The following is an 18,558-nucleotide window of genomic DNA, read 5'->3' as shown; positions in this document are numbered from 1 at the left end:
AACTGGATCAGGCCGCATCAATTCAACGACGGGTTACCACCTGCGGTGGCCGAAGAAAAACTCAACCCACTGTCCGGGATGGGTTGACCACTACAATGTAACTGGAAATCCAATAAATTACTTTGACCCCAACGGGCTTTGTGGCGTGGGTAGTCACATGGAGGTTTATTGGGACAGATATAATGGACTAAAAACACGTTGCATTCTGAATCCACCACCACCTAACCCTGCTGCAAAGTGCCTGACTGCAGAGTGCGTAATGAGGAATGGGGATGGTCGTGACACCAGAGTTCCATCCAATTGCCGGATGGTTTGCAGAGCAACTAGCGTCCCATGCGGCATTCTTGGGGGTCCGCTAACGCCTGCTGGTGCGGCTTGTAGGGCCGCAGTAAGCAGCACGGCATGTTATATGCTGTGTTCTCCATATGACCCACCCTCGGAAGATGCACCCAAACAGTGTGAGTAGTGATTATAATGAAAATCTTAAATTTGGCCTGTCCGAAATGTGGAAACAGCATTTCTTTTATTAGGCTCGGCTCTGACGGAAGAGCAACTTGCAAAAAGTGCAAAACAACACTAATTGCAAGAAACCACCATAGAGACTTAGGAGTAGCGAATGCAGTCTTCTTTCTTGCCGCACTTCCAATTAATGCACTACTATTCAAGGGCTGGATATTCTGGATGATGGATTTTTTGTCAGCACTTATTATTACCTCTATATTTTTACGAGGGGTCGAATTGGAGATTGATCACGATCTAGTTGATTAGCGGCGACCACAAAAACTGAGTACAACACCCGTGGGAAAAGGGGACAGATTTATTTTCCCTACTCTAGTTCTGGCTAGTGCTTATATTCCTCATCCCCACTGTATAATACCGCTGCCGATCTTACCCATACTGAACCACGTGAAGCGGATAGTTCAGTAAAACCACTCGCCTCTGCCTAGGCATCGCGGAGCCTCCTTACGTCGTCTGCACTGGAGTCTCCCTGCTCAGAAATTAGGGTAGGGAAAACAAATATGCTCCCTTTATTCTTAAAAATATCCCCCGTATGGGCCGGGGCGTTGGGCAATTACGAAGCGAGAGCGGTGATAGTGCGCAAAGGAAACCCCAACTCATAAGCTGGGGTTTTTGCTTGTAACTTCAGGAAAGGCTCGGCGGATGTGCTCTGTCAGATCAATGATATCTTCATAGGCAATCGACCCGAATTCCGGCTCGTATTTAGCCATATATTGATTAGGGGCTAAATCTAACGCACGAGCAAGATCCCAGACTTCTAATAAGCGGCTCGGCACTATGCCCCAATTTGTTCCAGGAAGATCAACCCTCTTATGCTCATCAAGAACCCACTTAACTCTCCCCTGATAGCTTTCTATAGCCACTCGCAGGCGCGAAATTATGGCGGGATCTTCCTGTATGAATCTAAACCAAACCCTAGGAGGATGTGAGGACTGATCTTTAATCACCCACTCCCCACGCTCTTTATTGATAAATTGGCTATTTACACATTTTCGCCATTCAGTTTCACCGAGAGCCTCGATTAACTCGAGCAAGGAGCTACTTTCTCTTTTGATTTCAGGAGTATTCATCGCAACCCCTGCAACTTATCAGAAATAGTGACCCCATCAGGATTCATGCCTTTTATATGCTGTTCCCAGTCGCCTTTAGGTATTGGCTGAGATGACAGCCGAGGGTCATACACGTACCGCCCATCTGTATAGAATTGGTGATAAGCTTGCCCTGGGACTTCGTTACCATTCTCATACAAATTTAGGTTACTCCGCTGAGTTGGCCTAACCTCAATAACTTTCCCCTTCCCGCCTGCTGCCGCAAGCAACTTACTCGCAATTTCTGAGCAGTCTGTACCATCACAAGCCGTCATTCCTTTAATGCGCGGGCTTTCCATCGCATCCACTACAGCTTTGTTTGGTGGGAACTCCGGATTAACTGGACGGAACGGACGTTCCATTCCTGGTGGAATGAACTCATCGGCCACTTTTCCGGCAGTCGCAGTCCCTTTTGCACCCCCACCCAGCCGACCCAAGTCCCCCACTGCCCCGAGCTGCGAACTCATACTACCGGAAACAGGTGACTCCGCAATCGCGTTGACCAGGTTCTTGGCTGCTGTTGGCAGCTTGGCGGTTATCTGCGCGCCACCTTTCACTGCCGTCAGAACGCCAACAAGTTCCGCAGCGAACCTACCGCCCTCGACACCAGCTGTGACCGAACCTTGCCAGCCGGCATCCTCGTAAGCCTGGGTCAAGAATGCGGCGCGCTCCTCCAGCCCCTTCAGGTAGCTATCGCCAAATTGCTGCCGGAACTCTGGCGAAGTGGCCAACTGCTCCAGAGCTGCATAGGTTTCCCTCCAGTTCTTGACCAGCTCATAAACACCCACTGCGGTTTCAGCTGTCGAAAGACCAATGCCTCCTCCAACACCTACGACGATACCGACATCCTGCTGGGCCGAAATAATTGCCCATTTGGCTTCTATTCCGGTTTTGCAGAGCTGTTTGTCCTTGCAGCCATCGACCTCCTGCCGCTTCTTCTCCTCCTGCCAATGACTGAGGTAGTTGTGTTGGGTGGCATTCCCCGCCACCCAGGCTCCTGTCTGCAAGCTCTTGGCGTCCGCATCGCCCTGCGTCGAAGCTGCCAGCACGCCGATCAACTGCGAACTCATGATCAGCAGGCCCTTCTTGTCATCGATGGGCAGGCTGGCGTATTGCTTGGCGAGGCTATCCACCAGCGCCTCGTTGACTCCCGCAGCCAGGGCTCCGGTACGGAAATCGCCACCGACCGCTTCGGCGGCCAGACCTCCCATCAGGGCGTGCAAGCCGATCTTGCCGAGGCTGCCGTCGTCCAGTACGCCATGGGTGGTGTCGCCAATCAGCTTGAAGCCGTAGGCCGCGAAGGCATTTGCCAGGCTGTTTTGCAACGCATCGCCCAGGCTGCCCTTGCCGCCCAGCGCCCGGTCCAACAGCACCGAAGTGCCATTCTGCAGCAACTGGTTCGAGGTGAACTGGCCCACACCTTGCCAGGTGCCCAACCCTGCGGCGGGCGCCACGGCCCCGGTGTTCGGTAGAGCGGTCGAGGTGCCGGTCTGGGTCGAGGTCCATTTGTCGTAGACGCCGGCAGTCAGCCCCGCAGTCGTGCCAGCGACTACATAGCCCCTCAGCGCATCGCTGGAGGTCACGTCCTTGACGACATCCCCCAGGTTTCCCCGGTTGTTGATGGTGCTGATCGCTCCATTGCTGGCCATGCCCATAGCCACGGCAGTTCCAGCGGCATTCGCCCAGCCGGCGGCAGCTGTTCCTACTGCTGTACCGGCCTGGACCATTGCAGTGCTACCGGCAGCAGCCATCATGCTTCCTGAGCCCGCCCCCACACCCGCCATCGATCCCAATGCCGCACTCGCCGCACCCGCCGTGAAGTAAGTCACGACAATCGCTATCGCCAACTGCGCGCCGACGCCCAGCCCGGAGTTGCTGTACTTCCAGCTGTCATGCAGTTCCTGCACGCGCCGCCAATCCACATCGCCGCGCTGCTCCATCTGCTTCAGCCAGGCCAGTTGCGGATCCGCCTGCACCATCGCGTCGATGGTCTGGCTCACGGTCTTCTGGTCGATGTGCTTGAGGTCGATCTTCAGCCCTTCCACGGCCTTGATCGCCAGGTTGCCCTGGGCGACGAGCTGGCTCTGGCGTACGGTTTCGTCGGTCTGGCCCTTGCCCTTCGACGACTGCCACGCCAGGTCGCCCTTGCTCTTCTCGTGGCTTTCCTGGTGCAGGTCCTTCACCGCGTCGAAGGTCACCGCGCCGCCGCTGACGATGGCCAGGTCGTTGCCCGATTCCAGCTTCGCACCCTGGTAGGTCTGGTCGCCGCCACTGAGCAGGGTGAGGTCGCCGCCGCTGGATATTTGGCTGCCCACTGCCGTCACATCGGTGATTTCGTCGCGCCGGGTCTTCTTGCTACCGAAGCTGCCTTTGCTCTTCTTGTCGTAGAGGTAGTAACTGCTGTCGTTGGCGGCCAGCAGCTCCAGCTTGTCGCCGGCCACCAGATAGGCTTCGTCGCCGGCGCTGGCCTGGCTCGCGACCAGCCGCAGGTCCTGTCCGGCATTGATCGCCAGGTCGCCGCCAGCGTCCACGCGAGTGGCCTGCTGGGTGATCTTGTCGTCCTGGAAAGTGACCTTCTTGGTCTTGCCATAGGCATGCTCTTCGTTGGCAGCCGCGACCAGGCCCACATCGCGACCCGCCTCGAATGTCACGTCGCGACGAGCGTCGATGCGGCTGCCCGCGACGCTGATATCGCGTCCGGCGCTGACGCTGATATCGCGCCCCGCCACGACTTCGGCGCCCATCTGGGTCGTCTGGGTCTGGTATGCCTGGCTTCCTGCCGTCCAGCCCCGCTCCGCTACCGCAGCCGAAACCAGGACATCCCTGCCGCCTTGCAAGGCGAGGTCGCCCTTGCTGTCGATGACACCGCCAATATTGGCTACATCGCGACCTGCCGAAACGGTCAGCTTCTGCGCAGCCTCGATACGCGCGGCGCTATCGGCAAATGCCTCAGTGGTACCGGTTCCCCTGTAGGAGGACTGGTGCTGGGTCACCGTCCGTTCATTGATGACGTCTCCGGTAAGGGCGGAGAGGCTTACCTCGCGCCCGGCAATGATGCCGCCCTGGTCATTGCGGATGGAGCCGCTGGCCAGCAGGTCGAGGCGGTTGCCGGCCTCGATCAGGCCGCTGTTGTCGATGTTGCCGGCTGTCGCGCTGAGGTCGTTCTGCGCGCGCAGGGTACCGGCGTTCCTCAGGTCCCCGCCGGTGATCAGGTTCACGTCGCGCCCCTGGATCAGCGCGCCGTTCGGGCCCAACCGCCCCTCGGCCTGGGCCAGGTAGACCACGGGGGCGAGGACCTTCTCGCCATTCACCTCGACTTCTTCCAGCCAAACGATGTCGTGGGTCAGCGCGGCCACCTGGGCGGCGCTGAGGGTGACGCCAGGGGTCAGTCCCAATACGTCCTTGCTGGCGATGGCGTTGTCCATCAGATAGCGGAACATCGCTTCGTCGCTGTTCAATCCGGCGATGAAGCGCTGCCCCGTACGCTGGACGATCGCTTCGCGTACCAGGCGCTGCTCGTATAGACCGTCGCCCAGGCGCTTCTTGCTGTCATCCGGATTGATACCCAGGCCACCGAGCAGGTAGTCCGAGTTGAGGAACTGCTTCAGCTCGGTGAGCGCCGGGTTGGTCTCGATCAGATACTTGTGGCTGTTGCTCGGTGTGGCATTGCTGGGCACGCCCTCAACGCGCGCAACCGACGGCAGGGTTTGCAACGCTGGCTGCCCAACCGGAGGCTCGGCAAGAACGGCGCTCCGCTCTTCGAGGCGAGGCAGGCTGCCCTGAGCCCTAACGGCCGAAGGCAGTGCCTGCACCGACGACTGCTCAGCCGGCAGATCGGCAAGGATGCTGCCATTGCCACCTGGACTGGAGACTACCCCCTCTACACGCACTGTCGAAGGCGAGGCCTGGACCGTCGCCTGCGCACCCTGCCAATTGGCGAGAATAGTTCCATTCCCATCGTAACCGGGTACTGTGCCTTGAACACGATCAGCCGCGGGAAGGCTTGAGAACGAGGGGAGACCACCGCGCAGATCGGCGAGGATGACGCCATTGCCGCTGTGACCCGATGCATTGCCCTCGACGAGTCCACCCAGTCCCGTGGTCGCCTGGTGCTCACCGGCCTGGAAACGGCCAGTGTTTCCCCCGTCGCCCGAGATTGGCGCAGAAGCCCGTAGCGCATCGATAGCCTCAGCTACCCGGCCCTGATAGGCGGAACCGGCAAGCGAGGTGACCCGATCATCGCCGACACGACGCGCCTGGGTACTCCAGCCACTTGCGTCACTGCCTGCCTGTGCGGATACAGATACGCCATGGCCGCTCTGGGTGAGATCGCTGGCGGATTTCAGAGCACCACTTGCCTGGTTCACCTGGGCTCCTTGGGACGCCAGGCGGAAGAGCCCATTCTGGCCTTGAGGCAGGCTGAAGCCCGGTAGGGTGAGCGGATTGATCTGCTGCCTGGCTAGATCAGGCGGAAGTGCCTGGCTCAGCACCACAACGTTGGAGGTGTTCCCGGACAGCCCCGTTAGCAGGTTCTTTTCTACCCCCCGAGAAATGGGCTGCCCTTCTCGAACAATACTGTTCTGCAATGACCTCTCTGCATTGATAGAGACTTTGCCTCCAGCCTGTACAACTGCATTAGCGACGGGAGCAACATCACTTTTCGATATAGTAAGCTCATCGAATACTTTTGCATTTCTGAGAAAATCTGGTGGTAAGGCTCCACGAGACGGGTCATAAGCCGGCGCAACAGAGATATAGTCAAATTTGTCCCTGGCTATATCATCTATAACAATGGTCCCGAAGCCTGCGTGCCAGTAACCATCCCTTCCGCCAGTTCGGAAATATACTGAATCCACAATGGATTCATCCCAATTTTTATTCCAGAAATGAATAGCACCACCGAAATTACTATATTCAATCTTGCCATTATCATAGGCAAGGTCATTTATGGAGTTGTACTCCATAATTTTTCGCCAAACCTCAACTCTCGCCTCATAGCTGTAGTTGAAATCCAATGCTTTCCTAACGGAGTACTCACCCAACACATACCCTTCGTTAGCGAAATCCTGAGCCGAAATAGAAATATCACCCGCCGCCGCTATGGTGCTCCCCTGATTCTTGAACCGTCCCCCCAAGATGAAAATGTTCCCTCCTGAGGTGATACTTGAGGAGGGAGAATCCTTTAGAAGCTGAGTCTTGTAATTTTCCAACAAGACCAAATGACTGGCAAACTTGTCCTCTTTCCCTCCTACTGCAGAACAGTCAAAGCAACGAACTCCAATAGCCCCAGAAAGAAACTCAGACGAAACATCAAAAATTTCTTTTTTATTCTCAACTACCTCAGCAAGTAATCTCAGGTCATTTGAGCTTTCAACACTCGCTGAAATATTTTTGAAGGAACTCGCCTTGCCACTTGAATCGTCGCGGGCGATATCCAGCCTGCCGAGGCTGTACACATCCCCGTAGAGATTGGTGATATCGCCGGCGCGCAGGGTCATGTCGGCGCCACTGAACAGCAACCCGCGCTCGTTGAGCAGGGCGGGCGCGTTCAATCGCAGGTTGCCGCCGCCCAGGGTGCCGTAGTTGTTCAGGCTCGCGGCGCTGGCCACGAGGTCGCCGGCGGCGGTGATCCGCCCACGGTTGACCAGCAGGTTGCCGGCGCCGAGCGTGACATTGGCGCCGCCGGCGAGGCTGGCGGCGTTGCCGAGGTCGAGGCTGGCGGCGTTCAGGGCGAAGTCGCCGAGGCTGGTGGCGCGGCCGTTGCCACGGTAGCCGCCGCTCAGGTCGAGGCGCAAGCTGCCGTCGCTGGCCAGCAGGCCGTCGTTGCTCCAGTCGCCGCCGCGGCCAGTGAAGGACTGCACCGCCAGCAGCTTGCCCTCGGCCGTCTGGCGGAAGGTGCCGATGTCCAGGTTCAGGCGTCCGGCTTGCAGCACGCTGCTGTTGGTCCATTCGCTGGCGCGGATGTCCAGCAGGCCATTGGTGGTCAGTTCGCCGCCGGCGCGGATCACCTGCCCGGAATCCAGGCCGAAGGTGCCGTTGCCGGTGTGGAGGATGCGCCCGCCGGCGTTGGCCAGGCTGCCCAGTTGCAGGTCGAGGTCCTGGTTGGCGCTTTCCAGCACGCCGTAGGCGTTGTTCAGGTCGCCAGCGACCAGCCGCGTGCTGCCGCTGCGGCCGAGGGCGCGCAGGCTGCCGCCGCTGTTGTCGATCGCGGCGGCGCGCAGGTGCAGCTCGCTCTCGCTTTCCAACTGGCCGAAGCGGTTGGCCAGCGCGCCGGCCAGGCTGAAGTCGATGCGCCCGGCGCCGACCTTGCCGCCCTGGCCCGCCGCCGCGCCCTGGTTGAGGAAGCGCTGGCCGTCGAGACTGAGCAGGCCGCTGGCGTAGAGGCCGCCGCCCTGGTTGTCGAAGTCGGCGGTGACGATGCGGTTGTCGCCGCCCAGCGCCGAGAGATGGCCCTGCTGGTTGCGCACGCCTTGCCCGGCGCGAATCTCCAGCGACTGCGCCTGGGTGACGCCGGCGCTGTTGTCGAACAGCCCGGTGACCAGCGTCAGCCAACCCTTGGCGCTGTTGAGCACGCCGCCGGCGCCGTTGTCGAGGCTGCCGCTCTGCAGGTCGAGGTTGCCGGCCCGGCTGTCCAGGCGGCCGCCCTGGTTGTCCAGCGCGCCGCCGATACGCAGCCGGTTGTCGCCCTGGGCCTGGAGCGTGCCCTGGCGGTTGTCCAGGCTGCCGGCCTGCACCTCGAGGGCGCCGGTCTGGCTGAAGATCAGGCCGTCCTGCTGGTTGCGCAGGGCGCCGCCGCCCAGGCGCAGGCTCATGCCGGCCTGGCTGGCGAGGGTGCCGGAGGCGCTGTTGTCGAGGCTGCCGGCGCTGATCTCCAGCAGCCCCTGGCTGACCAGCTTGCCGCCGCGGTTGTCGACGCTGGCGCTGCGCAGCAGCAGGTCGCCGCCGCTGGCCAGGCGCGCCGCGCCGGTGTTGACCAGGGCGCCGCCGAGGATGGCGTCGAGCCGGCCCTGGCTGATCAACTGGCCGTCGCTGTTATCCAGGCTGGCGCCCTTGAGCAGCAGGCTGCCGCCGTTGATCCGGCCGCCGGCGTTGTTCAGCAGCGTATCGTCGCGCTCGAAGCTCAGCGCGCGCTGCGCCGAGACCAGGCCGCCCTGGCCGTTGTCCAGCTTCCCGGCGATGCTCAGGGTCACGTCGCTTTCGCCGGAGACGATGCCCTGGGCGTTATCCAGGCTGGCGGCGTCGATCCGTTGCGCGCCCTTGCTGACCAGGGCGCCCTGGCCGTGGTTGTCCAGCGCGCCGCCGAGGCTGATGGCCAGCTCGCCGTCCTTGCTCGAAAGGGTGCCGCCGGCGCTGTTGTCCAGGCTCCCGCCTGTCACCGTCAGGCCCTGCCATCCGGAGAGCAGGCCGGCGCCGGCGTTGCCCAGCGCGTCGGCGTCCAGGCGCAGTTTCCCGGCGCTGATGATGCGCCCCTGCTGGCCGTTGTCGATGCGCCTGGCCAGCAGCTCGAAGCCCTGCTGGCTGGAAATCTCGCCGCCCTGGCGGTTGTCGAGGACGTTCAGCCGCTCGATGCTCAGCGGGCCGCGGGCACTGATCAGGCCGCCCTGGTTATCCAGGTCGCCACCCCGCAGGTCGAGACTGACGCCGCGCTCGCCGATCAGCCGGCCCTGGCGTTGCACCAGGCGCTCGACCGTCAGGCGCAGGTCGCCCCGGGCGGAGATTTCGCCGCCGTCGGCGGAGTCGACGCGCCCTGCCGTCAGTTCCAGTTCGCCGTCGCTGGTCAGCAGGCCGCCACGGTTGTCCAGGTTGGCGGCGCTCAGGCGCAGCGACTGCTTGCCACTGAGGGCGCCGCCACGGTTGTCGAGGTCGGCGCTGCTGACGTCCAGCACGCCCTGGCTGATCAACTGGCCACCCTCGGCGTTGTCCAGCGCGCCAGTGGCGACGCTCAGGCCGGCGTTGCCGGAGAGCAGGCCCTTGCCGCTGTTGTCCAGGGAGGCGCTGGCGAGCGTCAGGCGGGCGCCGGAGACGGTGCCTTCGGCGTGGTTGTCCAGCGCGCCATCGACGCGCAGGTCGATGCCGGCGCGGCTGGCCAGGGTGCCCTTGGCGCTGTTGTCCAGGCGAGCGGCCGCGATGTCCAGGCCGGCAGCGCCGGAGATCACCCCGCCCAGGCTGTTGTCCAGGGCCTGGGCGATGCGCAGGGTCAGGTTGTCGGCGCCGATCAGGCGCCCGCCGCGGTTGTCCAGGCTGGCGGCGGCGAGGGTGAAGGCGCGGTCGCTGGAGATTTCCCCGCCGGCGCCGTTGTCCACCGCGCCGAGCTGGCGCAGCAGCAGCGCGCCGGGCGTGGCGATCAGGCCGCCGTCGCGGTTGACCAGCGTGCCGCCATTGAGGTCGAGGGTGACGCCGGTTTCGCTGACCAGAACGCCGCCTCCGCGCTGGTCGAGGCCTTTCAGGTTGGCGTCGAGCAGGCCCTTGGCGCTGACCCGGCCCTGCTGGCCGTTGTCCAGCCGGGCGGCCACCAGGGTGATGCCGGCGTTGCTGCCGATGCCGCCGTTGCGGCTGTTGTCCAGCACGCCGGTGCGGATATCCACCGCACCCTTGGCGCTGATCACGCCGGAACGGCTGTTGTCGAGGCTGGCGCCCTTCAGCGTCACGCCGGCATCGCTGAGCAGCCTGCCGCCCTGGTTGTCCAGCGCGGCCTGGCTGGTCAGCGCCAGCGCACCGGCGCTGGAGAAGGTCCCGCCACGGTTGTCCAGGCGCGCGGCGCGCGCCGTCAGGCTGCCTTCGCTGACCAGCGCGCCGCCCTGGTTGTCCAGCACGCCGCCGAGGCTCACGCTCAGGCTGTTCTGGCTGTCGAGCCGCCCGCCGTCGCCGTTGAACAGTTCGCCGCCGTCCAGGCTCAGGCCGTCGCGCCCGGCCAGCACCCCCTTGGCCTGGTTCAGCAGGCGCTGCACGGTGAGGCGCAGGCCGCTGTCGCCGATGACCTTGCCGCCGCGGTTGTCCAGTTGCTCGCGGGCGTTCACGGCGACCTTCGAGGTACTGGAAATCTCGCCGGCGCGGTTGTCGACCTGCCGCGCCTCGATAGCGATGCCGCCATTCGCGGCGATCAGCCCGGACTGGCTGTTGTCGAGCGTGTCGGCGCGAAGGTCCAGGCTCCCCTGGCTGACCAGTTCGCCGCCTTGCTGGAGCAGCGTACCGACCGCCGCCTCCAGCACGCCTCTGGCGGCGATACGGCCTTGGTTGCCGTTGCTCACCTGGTCGGCTACAAGCTCCAGGCGGCCTTCACTCACCAGGCTGCCTTGTTCGGCGTTGTCCAGGCTGGTCACGCTGATACGGGCATCGCCCTTGCTGCCGATGGTTCCCGCACGGTTGTCCAAGACCTGAGACTCGATGGCCAGTCCGTCGGTCGCCAGGACCTGCCCCTTGAGACTGTTGTCCAGTGCCTTGGCGATGCGCAGGGTCAAAGCTTCGCTGCTGATCAGCCGCCCGCCCTGATTGTTCAGTGTGTTGGCGGCGAGGGTAAAAGCACGGTCGCTGGATATCTCTCCGCCGACGCTGTTGTCCACCATGCCGAGTTGGCGCAGCAGGAGCGCGCCAGGCGTTGAAACCAGACCGAGGTCGTGGTTGTCCAGGGTGCCACCGTTGAGGTCGAGGGTGACACCGCGCTCGCCGACCAGCGAGCCTCCCCCCTGCTGAAGCAACCCTTTCAGGTTGGCGTCGAGCGTACCCTTGGTGCTGATCCGTCCTTCCCGGCCGTTGTCGACCAACCCGGCGACCAGGGTGACGCCCGTATTGCCGCCAATGGATCCCTTCTGACTGTTGTTCAGGGCTCCGGTACGAATGGCCACAGCCCCTTTCGCACTGACCAGGCCCGCACGGCTGTTGTCGAAGCCAGTGCTGTTCAGGGTGGCTCCAGCATCGGTCACCAACCTGCCACCCTGGTTGTTCAACTCGCCCCGGCTGGTAACGAGCAGGCTACCCGCACTGGAGAAAGTCCCCGCCTGGTTATTGACCTGGTCGGCCTTCACTGTCAGCGACCCTTCGCTGACCAGTGCACCGCTCCCCTGGTTGTCCAATGCACCACTGAGCGTTACATCCACCAGGCGTTGGCTGCTGAGCAGGCCGCCATCGCCATTGAGCAGTTCAGCGCCGTCCAGGTGCAATCCATCGCGACTGGCGAGCACACCCTTGGCCTGGTTCAGCAGGCGCTGCACGGTTAGGCTCAGCTCACTGTCGCCGATCACCTTGCCCCCCCGGTTGTCCAGTTGTTCCCGGACAGCCAGAGCCACCTTGGCCACGCTGGATATTTCCCCACCGCGGTTATCGATCTGGCGTGCCTCGGCGGTGACCCCGCCATCGGCGCTCACCAGGCCGCCATTGCGGTTATCCAGGCTATCGGCGTCGAGAGTCAGCGTCCCCTGACTGGCCAGTTCTCCACCCTGCTGCTCGAGGGTGCCAACCGTGACCTGCAGATCGCCCTTCGCGGCAATGCGCCCCTTGGCGCTGCTCACCTGCTTGGCGGTCAGATCCAGGGCGCCTTCGCTGACCACGCGGCCTGCCTCGTTCTCCAGGCGGTTCACCCCGATGTGTGTATCGCCCTTGCTAGCAACGATGCCGCTATGGTTGTCGAAGACGAGTGCAGCGACATCCAGCCCTCCGCTTGCGGAAAGAACGCCTTGGAGGCTGTTGTCCAGTGCCTGGGCGATGCGCAGGGTCAGGGAGTCGCCGCTGATCACGCGGCCACCCCGGTTGCTCAGCGCGGTCGCGGCGAGGGTAAAGCTTCGATCGCTGGATATCTCGCCACCGCCACTGTTGTCCACGACACCCAGTTGCCGCAGCAGCAAGGCTCCAGGCGTGGCGATCAGGCCCTGAGCACGGTTGACCAGTTCTCCCCCGCGCAGATCGAGTGCGATGGCCGTATCGCTGACCAGCCTGCCGCTGCCCTGCTGATCCAGCCCCTTCAGGTTGGCATCGATCGCACCCTTGGCAGTGATCCGGCCGTTCTGGCTGTTGTCCACCAGGTCCGCGACCAGCGCGAGCCCGGCACCGCTGCCTATGCCGCCCTTCTGGCTATTGTTGAGGCTGCCAGTACGGATCTCCGCGGCCCCCTTGGCGCTGACGATGCCGCCCTGGCTATTGTCGAGGCTGGCGCTGCGCAGGACGGCACCGGCGTCGGTGACCACCCTGCCCCCCTGGTTGTTCAACGCACCCTGGCTGGAAAGCGACAAGGTCCCGGCGCTGGAGACTGCACCGCCCTGGTTGTCCAGCCGACCGCTCTTCACGCTCAGGCGTCCCTGGCTGCTCAAGCTGCCCGCCTGATTGCCCAATACGCCGTCCAGAATGACGTCGATGCTTTGCTGGCTGCTGAGCAGGCCGCCGTTGCCATTGAACAGTTCGGCGCCATTCAGGCGCAGCCCATCACGACTGGCGAGTACCCCGCCGTCCTGGTTGAGTACCCGTGGCGCGGCGAGGCGAAGTCCGCTATCGCCGATGGCCTTGCCGCCTCGGTTGTCCAACTGCTCGGCGACGTCCAGTGTCACCTGGCCCGGGCTGGCGATTTCGCCCGCACGGTTGTCGATCCTCCGGGCGGAAACGGTCAGGTTGCCATCAGCACTGACCAGACCGCCGCTGCGGTTGTCGAGGCTATCGGCCTCGAGCATCAGCGCACCCTCGCTGCTCAATTCGCCACCCGCCTGGTTAAAGGCTGTCACGCTGGCGTGCAGGTCACCCCTGGCCGCGATCCGTCCCCTGACACTGTTCGCTCGCTCGGCAGTCAGTTTCAGACGACCTTCGCTAAGCAGGTCGCCGTCATCGTTTTCCAAACGGGACACATCGATATCGACGGCGCCCTTGCTGCCGACGGAGCCACTACGGTTGTCCAGGGCAAGCGCCCGGATATCCAGGCCTCCGGTGCCGGAGAGAACACCTTCGAGGCTGTTGTCCAGAGCCTGGGCGATGCGCAACGTCAGTACACCGCCGCTGCGCAGGCGGCCACCCTGGTTGGTCAGCGCGGAGGTGGTGAGTGTGAAGGCTCGGTCGCTGGAAATTTCCCCGCCGCTGTTGTCCACCATGCCGAGTTGGCGCAGGAGCAAGGTTCCAGGCGTGGCGATCAGGCCCTGAGCGCCATTGGCCAGGGTTCCCTCGTTCAGGTCGAGTATGATGCCGGCATTACTGACCAGCCGCCCTTTGCCCTGCTGATCGAGTGCCTTGATATTTGCGTCGATCATGCCTTTGGCAGTGATCCGACCTTCCTGGCTGTTATCCACCTCAGTAGCAATCAGGCCGAGCCCGTCATTACTGCCAAGATTGCCTTTCTGGCTGTTGTTCAGAACCCCGGTATGGATCTCCGCCGCAGCGTTGGCACTGATGATCCCTGATCGGCTGTTGTCCAGGCTGGCGCTGGTCAGGCGCAGGCTGGAGTCCGTCACCAACTTGCCGCCACGGTTGTCCACCGCCTCCTGGCTGCTCAGTCTCAGCGCACCGGCGCTGGACAGCGTGGCGTCCTGGTTGTGTATGCGCCCGGCGCTCACCGTCAGGGTACCGTCGCTGAGCAGCGCGCCCTTGCCCTGATTGTCCAGCACGCCGTCCAGAGTGACCTCTATATGTCTCTGACTGCTGAGCAGTCCGGCATTGCCATTGAGCAATTCGGTACCACTCAGGCGCAGCCCATCGCGGCTGGCGATTACTCCCTTGTCCTGGTTGAGCACGCGTGGCGCGGTGATGCCCAGACCACTGTCAGCAACGACTTTGCCGCCACGGTTGTCCAGTTGCTCAGTGAGATTCAGCGTCGCCACGCCCTGGCTGGCAATCTCGCCGGCACGGTTGTCCACCTGCCGGGCATCGATGACCACACCTCGGTTGCCGGCGATGCGACCAGCGCCGTTGTCGACTTTGTCGGCGTCGAGGGCCAGCGCGCCCTGAGTCGTCAGCTCTCCCCCGTTCTGCACCAGCGCACCGAGTTTGGCACGCAGTTCATCCTTGGCGACGATACGCCCCTTGGAATTGTTCGCCTCATCGGCCGCCAGCTTCAGGCCGCGTTCGGCGATCAGCGTGCCAGCGTCGTTTTCCAGGCGGGTCACACCGATATCGATGGCGCCCTTGCTGCCGATGGAGCCACTACGGTTGTCCAGGACGAATGCCTGGATATCCAGACCTCCGGCGCCGGAGACAATCCCCTCGAGGCTGTTGTCCAGGGCCTGCGCGATACGCAAGGTCAGGGCTCCGCCGCTGAGCAGGCGTCCACCCTGGTTGTTCAACGCGGAGGTGGCAAGAGTGAACGCGCGGTCGCTGGAGATTTCCCCACCGCTGTTGTCCACCACGCCGAGTTGGCGCAGGAGCAAGGTGCCAGGCGTGGCGATCAGGCCTTGAGCGCGATTGACCAGGCTTCCCTTGTTCAGATTGAGCGTGATGCCGGTATCGCTGACCAGGTTGCCCCTGTCATGCTGGTCCAACCCTTGGAGATCCGCATCGATCGCACCTTTGGCAGCGATCCGGCCCGCCTGGCTGTTGTCTACCCGAGCGGCGACCAGGGTGAGTCCCGCATCGCTGCCGATACTGGCTTTCCGGCTGTTGTTCAGGTTGCCGGTACGAATCTCCACGGCCCCCTTGCCACTGATCGCACCGGCCTGGCTGTTGTCGAGGCTGGCGCTGCTCAAGCTAAGTCCGGCGTCGCTCGCCAGTCTGCCGCCCTGATTGTTCAGGGCGCCCTGGCTGGTCACTGCCAATGCCCCTGCGCTGGATAGCGTACCGCCCTGGTTGTCGAGCCAGGCTGACTTCACCGTCAGGAAGCCCCGGCTGTCCAGGCTGCCGGCCTGGTTATCGAACGCACCGGCCAGGGAGACGTCGATACCCTTCTGGCTGGACAGCAGGCCCCCCGCGCCGTTGAACAACTCCGTAGCACTCAGGCGCAGCCCATCGCGGCTGGCGAGTACCCCCTTGTCCTGGTTGAGCACGTGCGGCGCGGTGATGCCCAGACCACTGTCACCGACGATCTTGCCGCCACGGTTGTCCAGCTGCTCAGTGAGGTTCAGCGTCGCCACGCCCTGGCTGGCAATCTCGCCGGCACGGTTGTCCACCTGCCGGGCATCGATGACCACACCTCGGTTGCCGGCGATGCGACCAGCGCCGTTGTCGACTTTGTCGGCGTCGAGGGCCAGCGCGCCCTGAGTCGTCAGCTCTCCCCCGTTCTGCACCAGCGCACCGAGTTTGGCACGCAGATCATCCTTGGCGACGATACTCCCCTTGGAATTGTTCGCCTCATCGGCTACCAGCTTCAGGCCGCGTTCGGCGATCAGCGTGCCAGCGTCGTTTTCCAGGCGGGTCACACCGATATCGATGGCGCCCTTGCTGCCGATGGAGCCACTACGGTTGTCCAGGACGAATGCCTGGATATCCAGACCTCCGGCGCCGGAGACAATCCCCTCGAGGCTGTTGTCCAGGGCCTGCGCGATACGCAAGGTCAGGGCTCCACCGCTGAGCAGGCGTCCACCCTGGTTGTTCAACGCGGAGGTGGCAAGAGTGAACGCGCGGTCGCTGGAGATTTCCCCACCGCTGTTGTCCACCACGCCGAGTTGGCGCAGGAGCAAGGTGCCAGGCGTGGCGATCAGGCCTTGAGCGCGATTGACCAGGCTTCCCTTGTTCAGATCGAGCGTAATGCCGGTATCGCTGACCAGGTTGCCCCTGTCATGCTGGTCCAGCCCTTGGAGATCCGCATCGATCGCACCCTTGGCGGCGATCCGGCCCGCCTGGCTGTTGTCTACCCGAGCGGCGACCAGGGTGAGTCCCGCATCGCTGCCGATACTGGCTTTCCGGCTGTTGTTCAGGTTGCCGGTACGAATCTCCACGGCCCCCTTGCCACTGATCGCACCGGCCTGGCTGTTGTCGAGGCTGGCGCTGCTCAAGCTAAGTCCGGCGTCGCTCGCCAGTCTGCCGCCCTGATTGTTCAGGGCGCCCTGGCTGGTCACTGCCAATGCCCCTGCGCTGGATAGCGTACCGCCCTGGTTGTCGAGCCGGGCTGACTTCACCGTCAGGAAGCCCCGGCTGTCCAGGCTGCCGGCCTGGTTATCGAACGCACCGGCCAGGGAGACGTCGATACCCTTCTGGCTGGACAGCAGGCCCCCCGCGCCGTTGAACAACTCCGTAGCACTCAGGCGCAGCCCATCGCGGCTGGCGAGTACTCCCTTGTCCTGGTTGAGCACGCGTGGCGTTGTGATGTCCAGGCCACTGTCACCGACGATCTTGCCACCGCGGTTGTCCAACTGTTCGCGAGCGCTCGCCACCACCCTCGACGTGCTGGAGATATCGCCCGCTCGGTTGTCGATCAACCGAGAGTTCAAGTCGAGATCCTGGCCGGCGACAATGCGACCGCTGCGATTATCGAGCCGATCCGCCTTCAAGAGCGTACGGCGCTCGCTGACCAGCTTGCCGCCCGCACTGTTGTCCAGACGAGCGACCTCGATGTCCATGTCTCCCTTGCTGGAAAGGAGACCGGCACTGCGATTGTCCAGTGCGGCAGCCTGGACCTGCAGTTCGTTCAGACCGACGATCTGGCCGCCACGGTTGTCGAGATCGCCACGGGTCTTGACCACGACGCGGTCCCGGCTCTGCAACAGGCCGTCCTGGCGGTTGTCCAGGCTGCTCGCCTCGACCCGCAGTTCGCCCTCGGCGAGCAGCTTGCCGCCACGGTTGTCCAGGTGTCCGCCGTCGACCCGGACGGTCGCCCCCTTCAGGCTGCCGCCCTGGTTGTCCAGCGCCTGGCTCGCCTTCGCTTCCAGCGCGCGGCTGGCCACCAGGCTGCCGGCGTTGCGCAGGGTGCCGCTGCGCAGCTCGAGGTCGCCGCGCGCGTTGCGTCGCTCGTCTGGCTCGACGCCGGCTTCGATCACCCCGGCGTTGTCGATATGCGCCGCCTCCAGCACGATGCGTTCGCGCGCCGCCAGGCTCTGCCGGTTGACCAGTTCCTCCGCGCTGCGAATCTCGGCGCTGCCGCCGGCGTAGGTCTTGCCGTTCAGCTCCACGGCCTGGGCCGCGATCTTCAGGTCGCCCTGGCTGGAGGCCTGGGCCAGGCTCAGCTTGCCGCTGGCGTCGATGCGGATGTCGCCGCCGCTGGCGGCCATGTCGCCGGCCAGCCGCACCCCCACGCCCTGCTCGGTGCCGACCAGGCGGATCGCCCCGGCGTACATCCCGCCCAGCGCCGAGCTGTCGATCGCCAGCTGCGGCTTCTCGCTGCCATCGGCGGCGCGCGGCGTGGCCTGCAGGCTGTCGGCCTGGACATCGTTGCGGCCGGTGACGATGTTGAGGTTCTTCGCGTAGAGCTTGGCGTTGAGCTTGGCGCTGCGGGTGATCAGGTCGAACTGTTCGAGGTTGCCGACGTTCAGTTCGGCGCCTTCGACGACGATGTCGCCGCCGTCCACCTGGAAGCGCTCCAGGCGCTGGCCGTCCATGATCGGCTTGCCGGTGGTGAGGGTCGCGCGCGGCGTGTTGATGAAGCCGCAGCCCTGGCAGGTGATGCCGTGCGGGTTGGCGACGATCACCCGCGCCGACTGCCCGGCCACCTCGGTGTAGCCGGCCAGGGTGCTGCGGTTGCCGCCGGTGACCTGGTTGAGGATCACCTGCGCCGCCTGGCCCTTGAGGTTGGGGTTGCCGAGGATGATCCCGCCGAGCTGGGTACCCTGGGTCTTGCCGGTGGCGTTGTTGAGGATCAGCCCGTTGGCGCCGACGTTGTAGTCGCGGAAATGGTTGTTCGACAGCCCGGCGCCGTTGGGCGTGGCGATATTGACGACGGGCACGCCGTTGCCCGCCTGGCCCAGGCCGGTGTTGCCGCCGGCGGCCTTGTCCAGCGCCAGCCCCGCCGCCGCGGCGACGATCGGGTTGAGGAACAGGATGCCGGCCAGGGACAGGGCGATGCACTGGTTCAGCGGGCTGCGGATGTCCATATCGTTACTCCTTGGCGGGTAAGGGC

The 18,558-nt window shown here is 63.5% G+C and carries 2 protein-coding genes; both read right to left on the bottom strand.

What is annotated here, in order from left to right:
- Positions 1-1,115: 1,115 nt before the first annotated feature.
- Positions 1,116-1,589, bottom strand: a complete 474-nt coding sequence (locus tag FHW81_RS27745) for a hypothetical protein (RefSeq protein WP_124122755.1) — start codon at positions 1,587-1,589, stop codon at positions 1,116-1,118.
- Positions 1,586-18,532 (bottom strand): two-partner secretion system exoprotein TpsA1, encoded by a 16,947-nt coding sequence (gene tpsA1 / locus FHW81_RS27740; RefSeq protein ID WP_106120643.1) that lies wholly within the window; start codon positions 18,530-18,532, stop codon positions 1,586-1,588. Before tpsA1 ends, FHW81_RS27745 begins: the two co-directional genes overlap by 4 nt.
- Positions 18,533-18,558 lie beyond the last annotated feature (26 nt).

Source organism: Pseudomonas sp. RC10-4-2 (genome assembly GCF_050433085.1).
GTDB classification, from domain to species: domain Bacteria; phylum Pseudomonadota; class Gammaproteobacteria; order Pseudomonadales; family Pseudomonadaceae; genus Pseudomonas; species Pseudomonas aeruginosa.
This window is presented reverse-complemented; position numbering and strand designations above follow the sequence as displayed.

What these genes read in the sequence shown, in the direction of transcription:
- FHW81_RS27745 (WP_124122755.1), bottom strand. Translation starts at nt 1,589, where the DNA reads ATGAATACTCCTGAAATCAAAAGAGAAAGTAGCTCCTTGCTCGAGTTA.
- tpsA1 (WP_106120643.1), bottom strand. Translation starts at nt 18,532, where the DNA reads ATGGACATCCGCAGCCCGCTGAACCAGTGCATCGCCCTGTCCCTGGCC.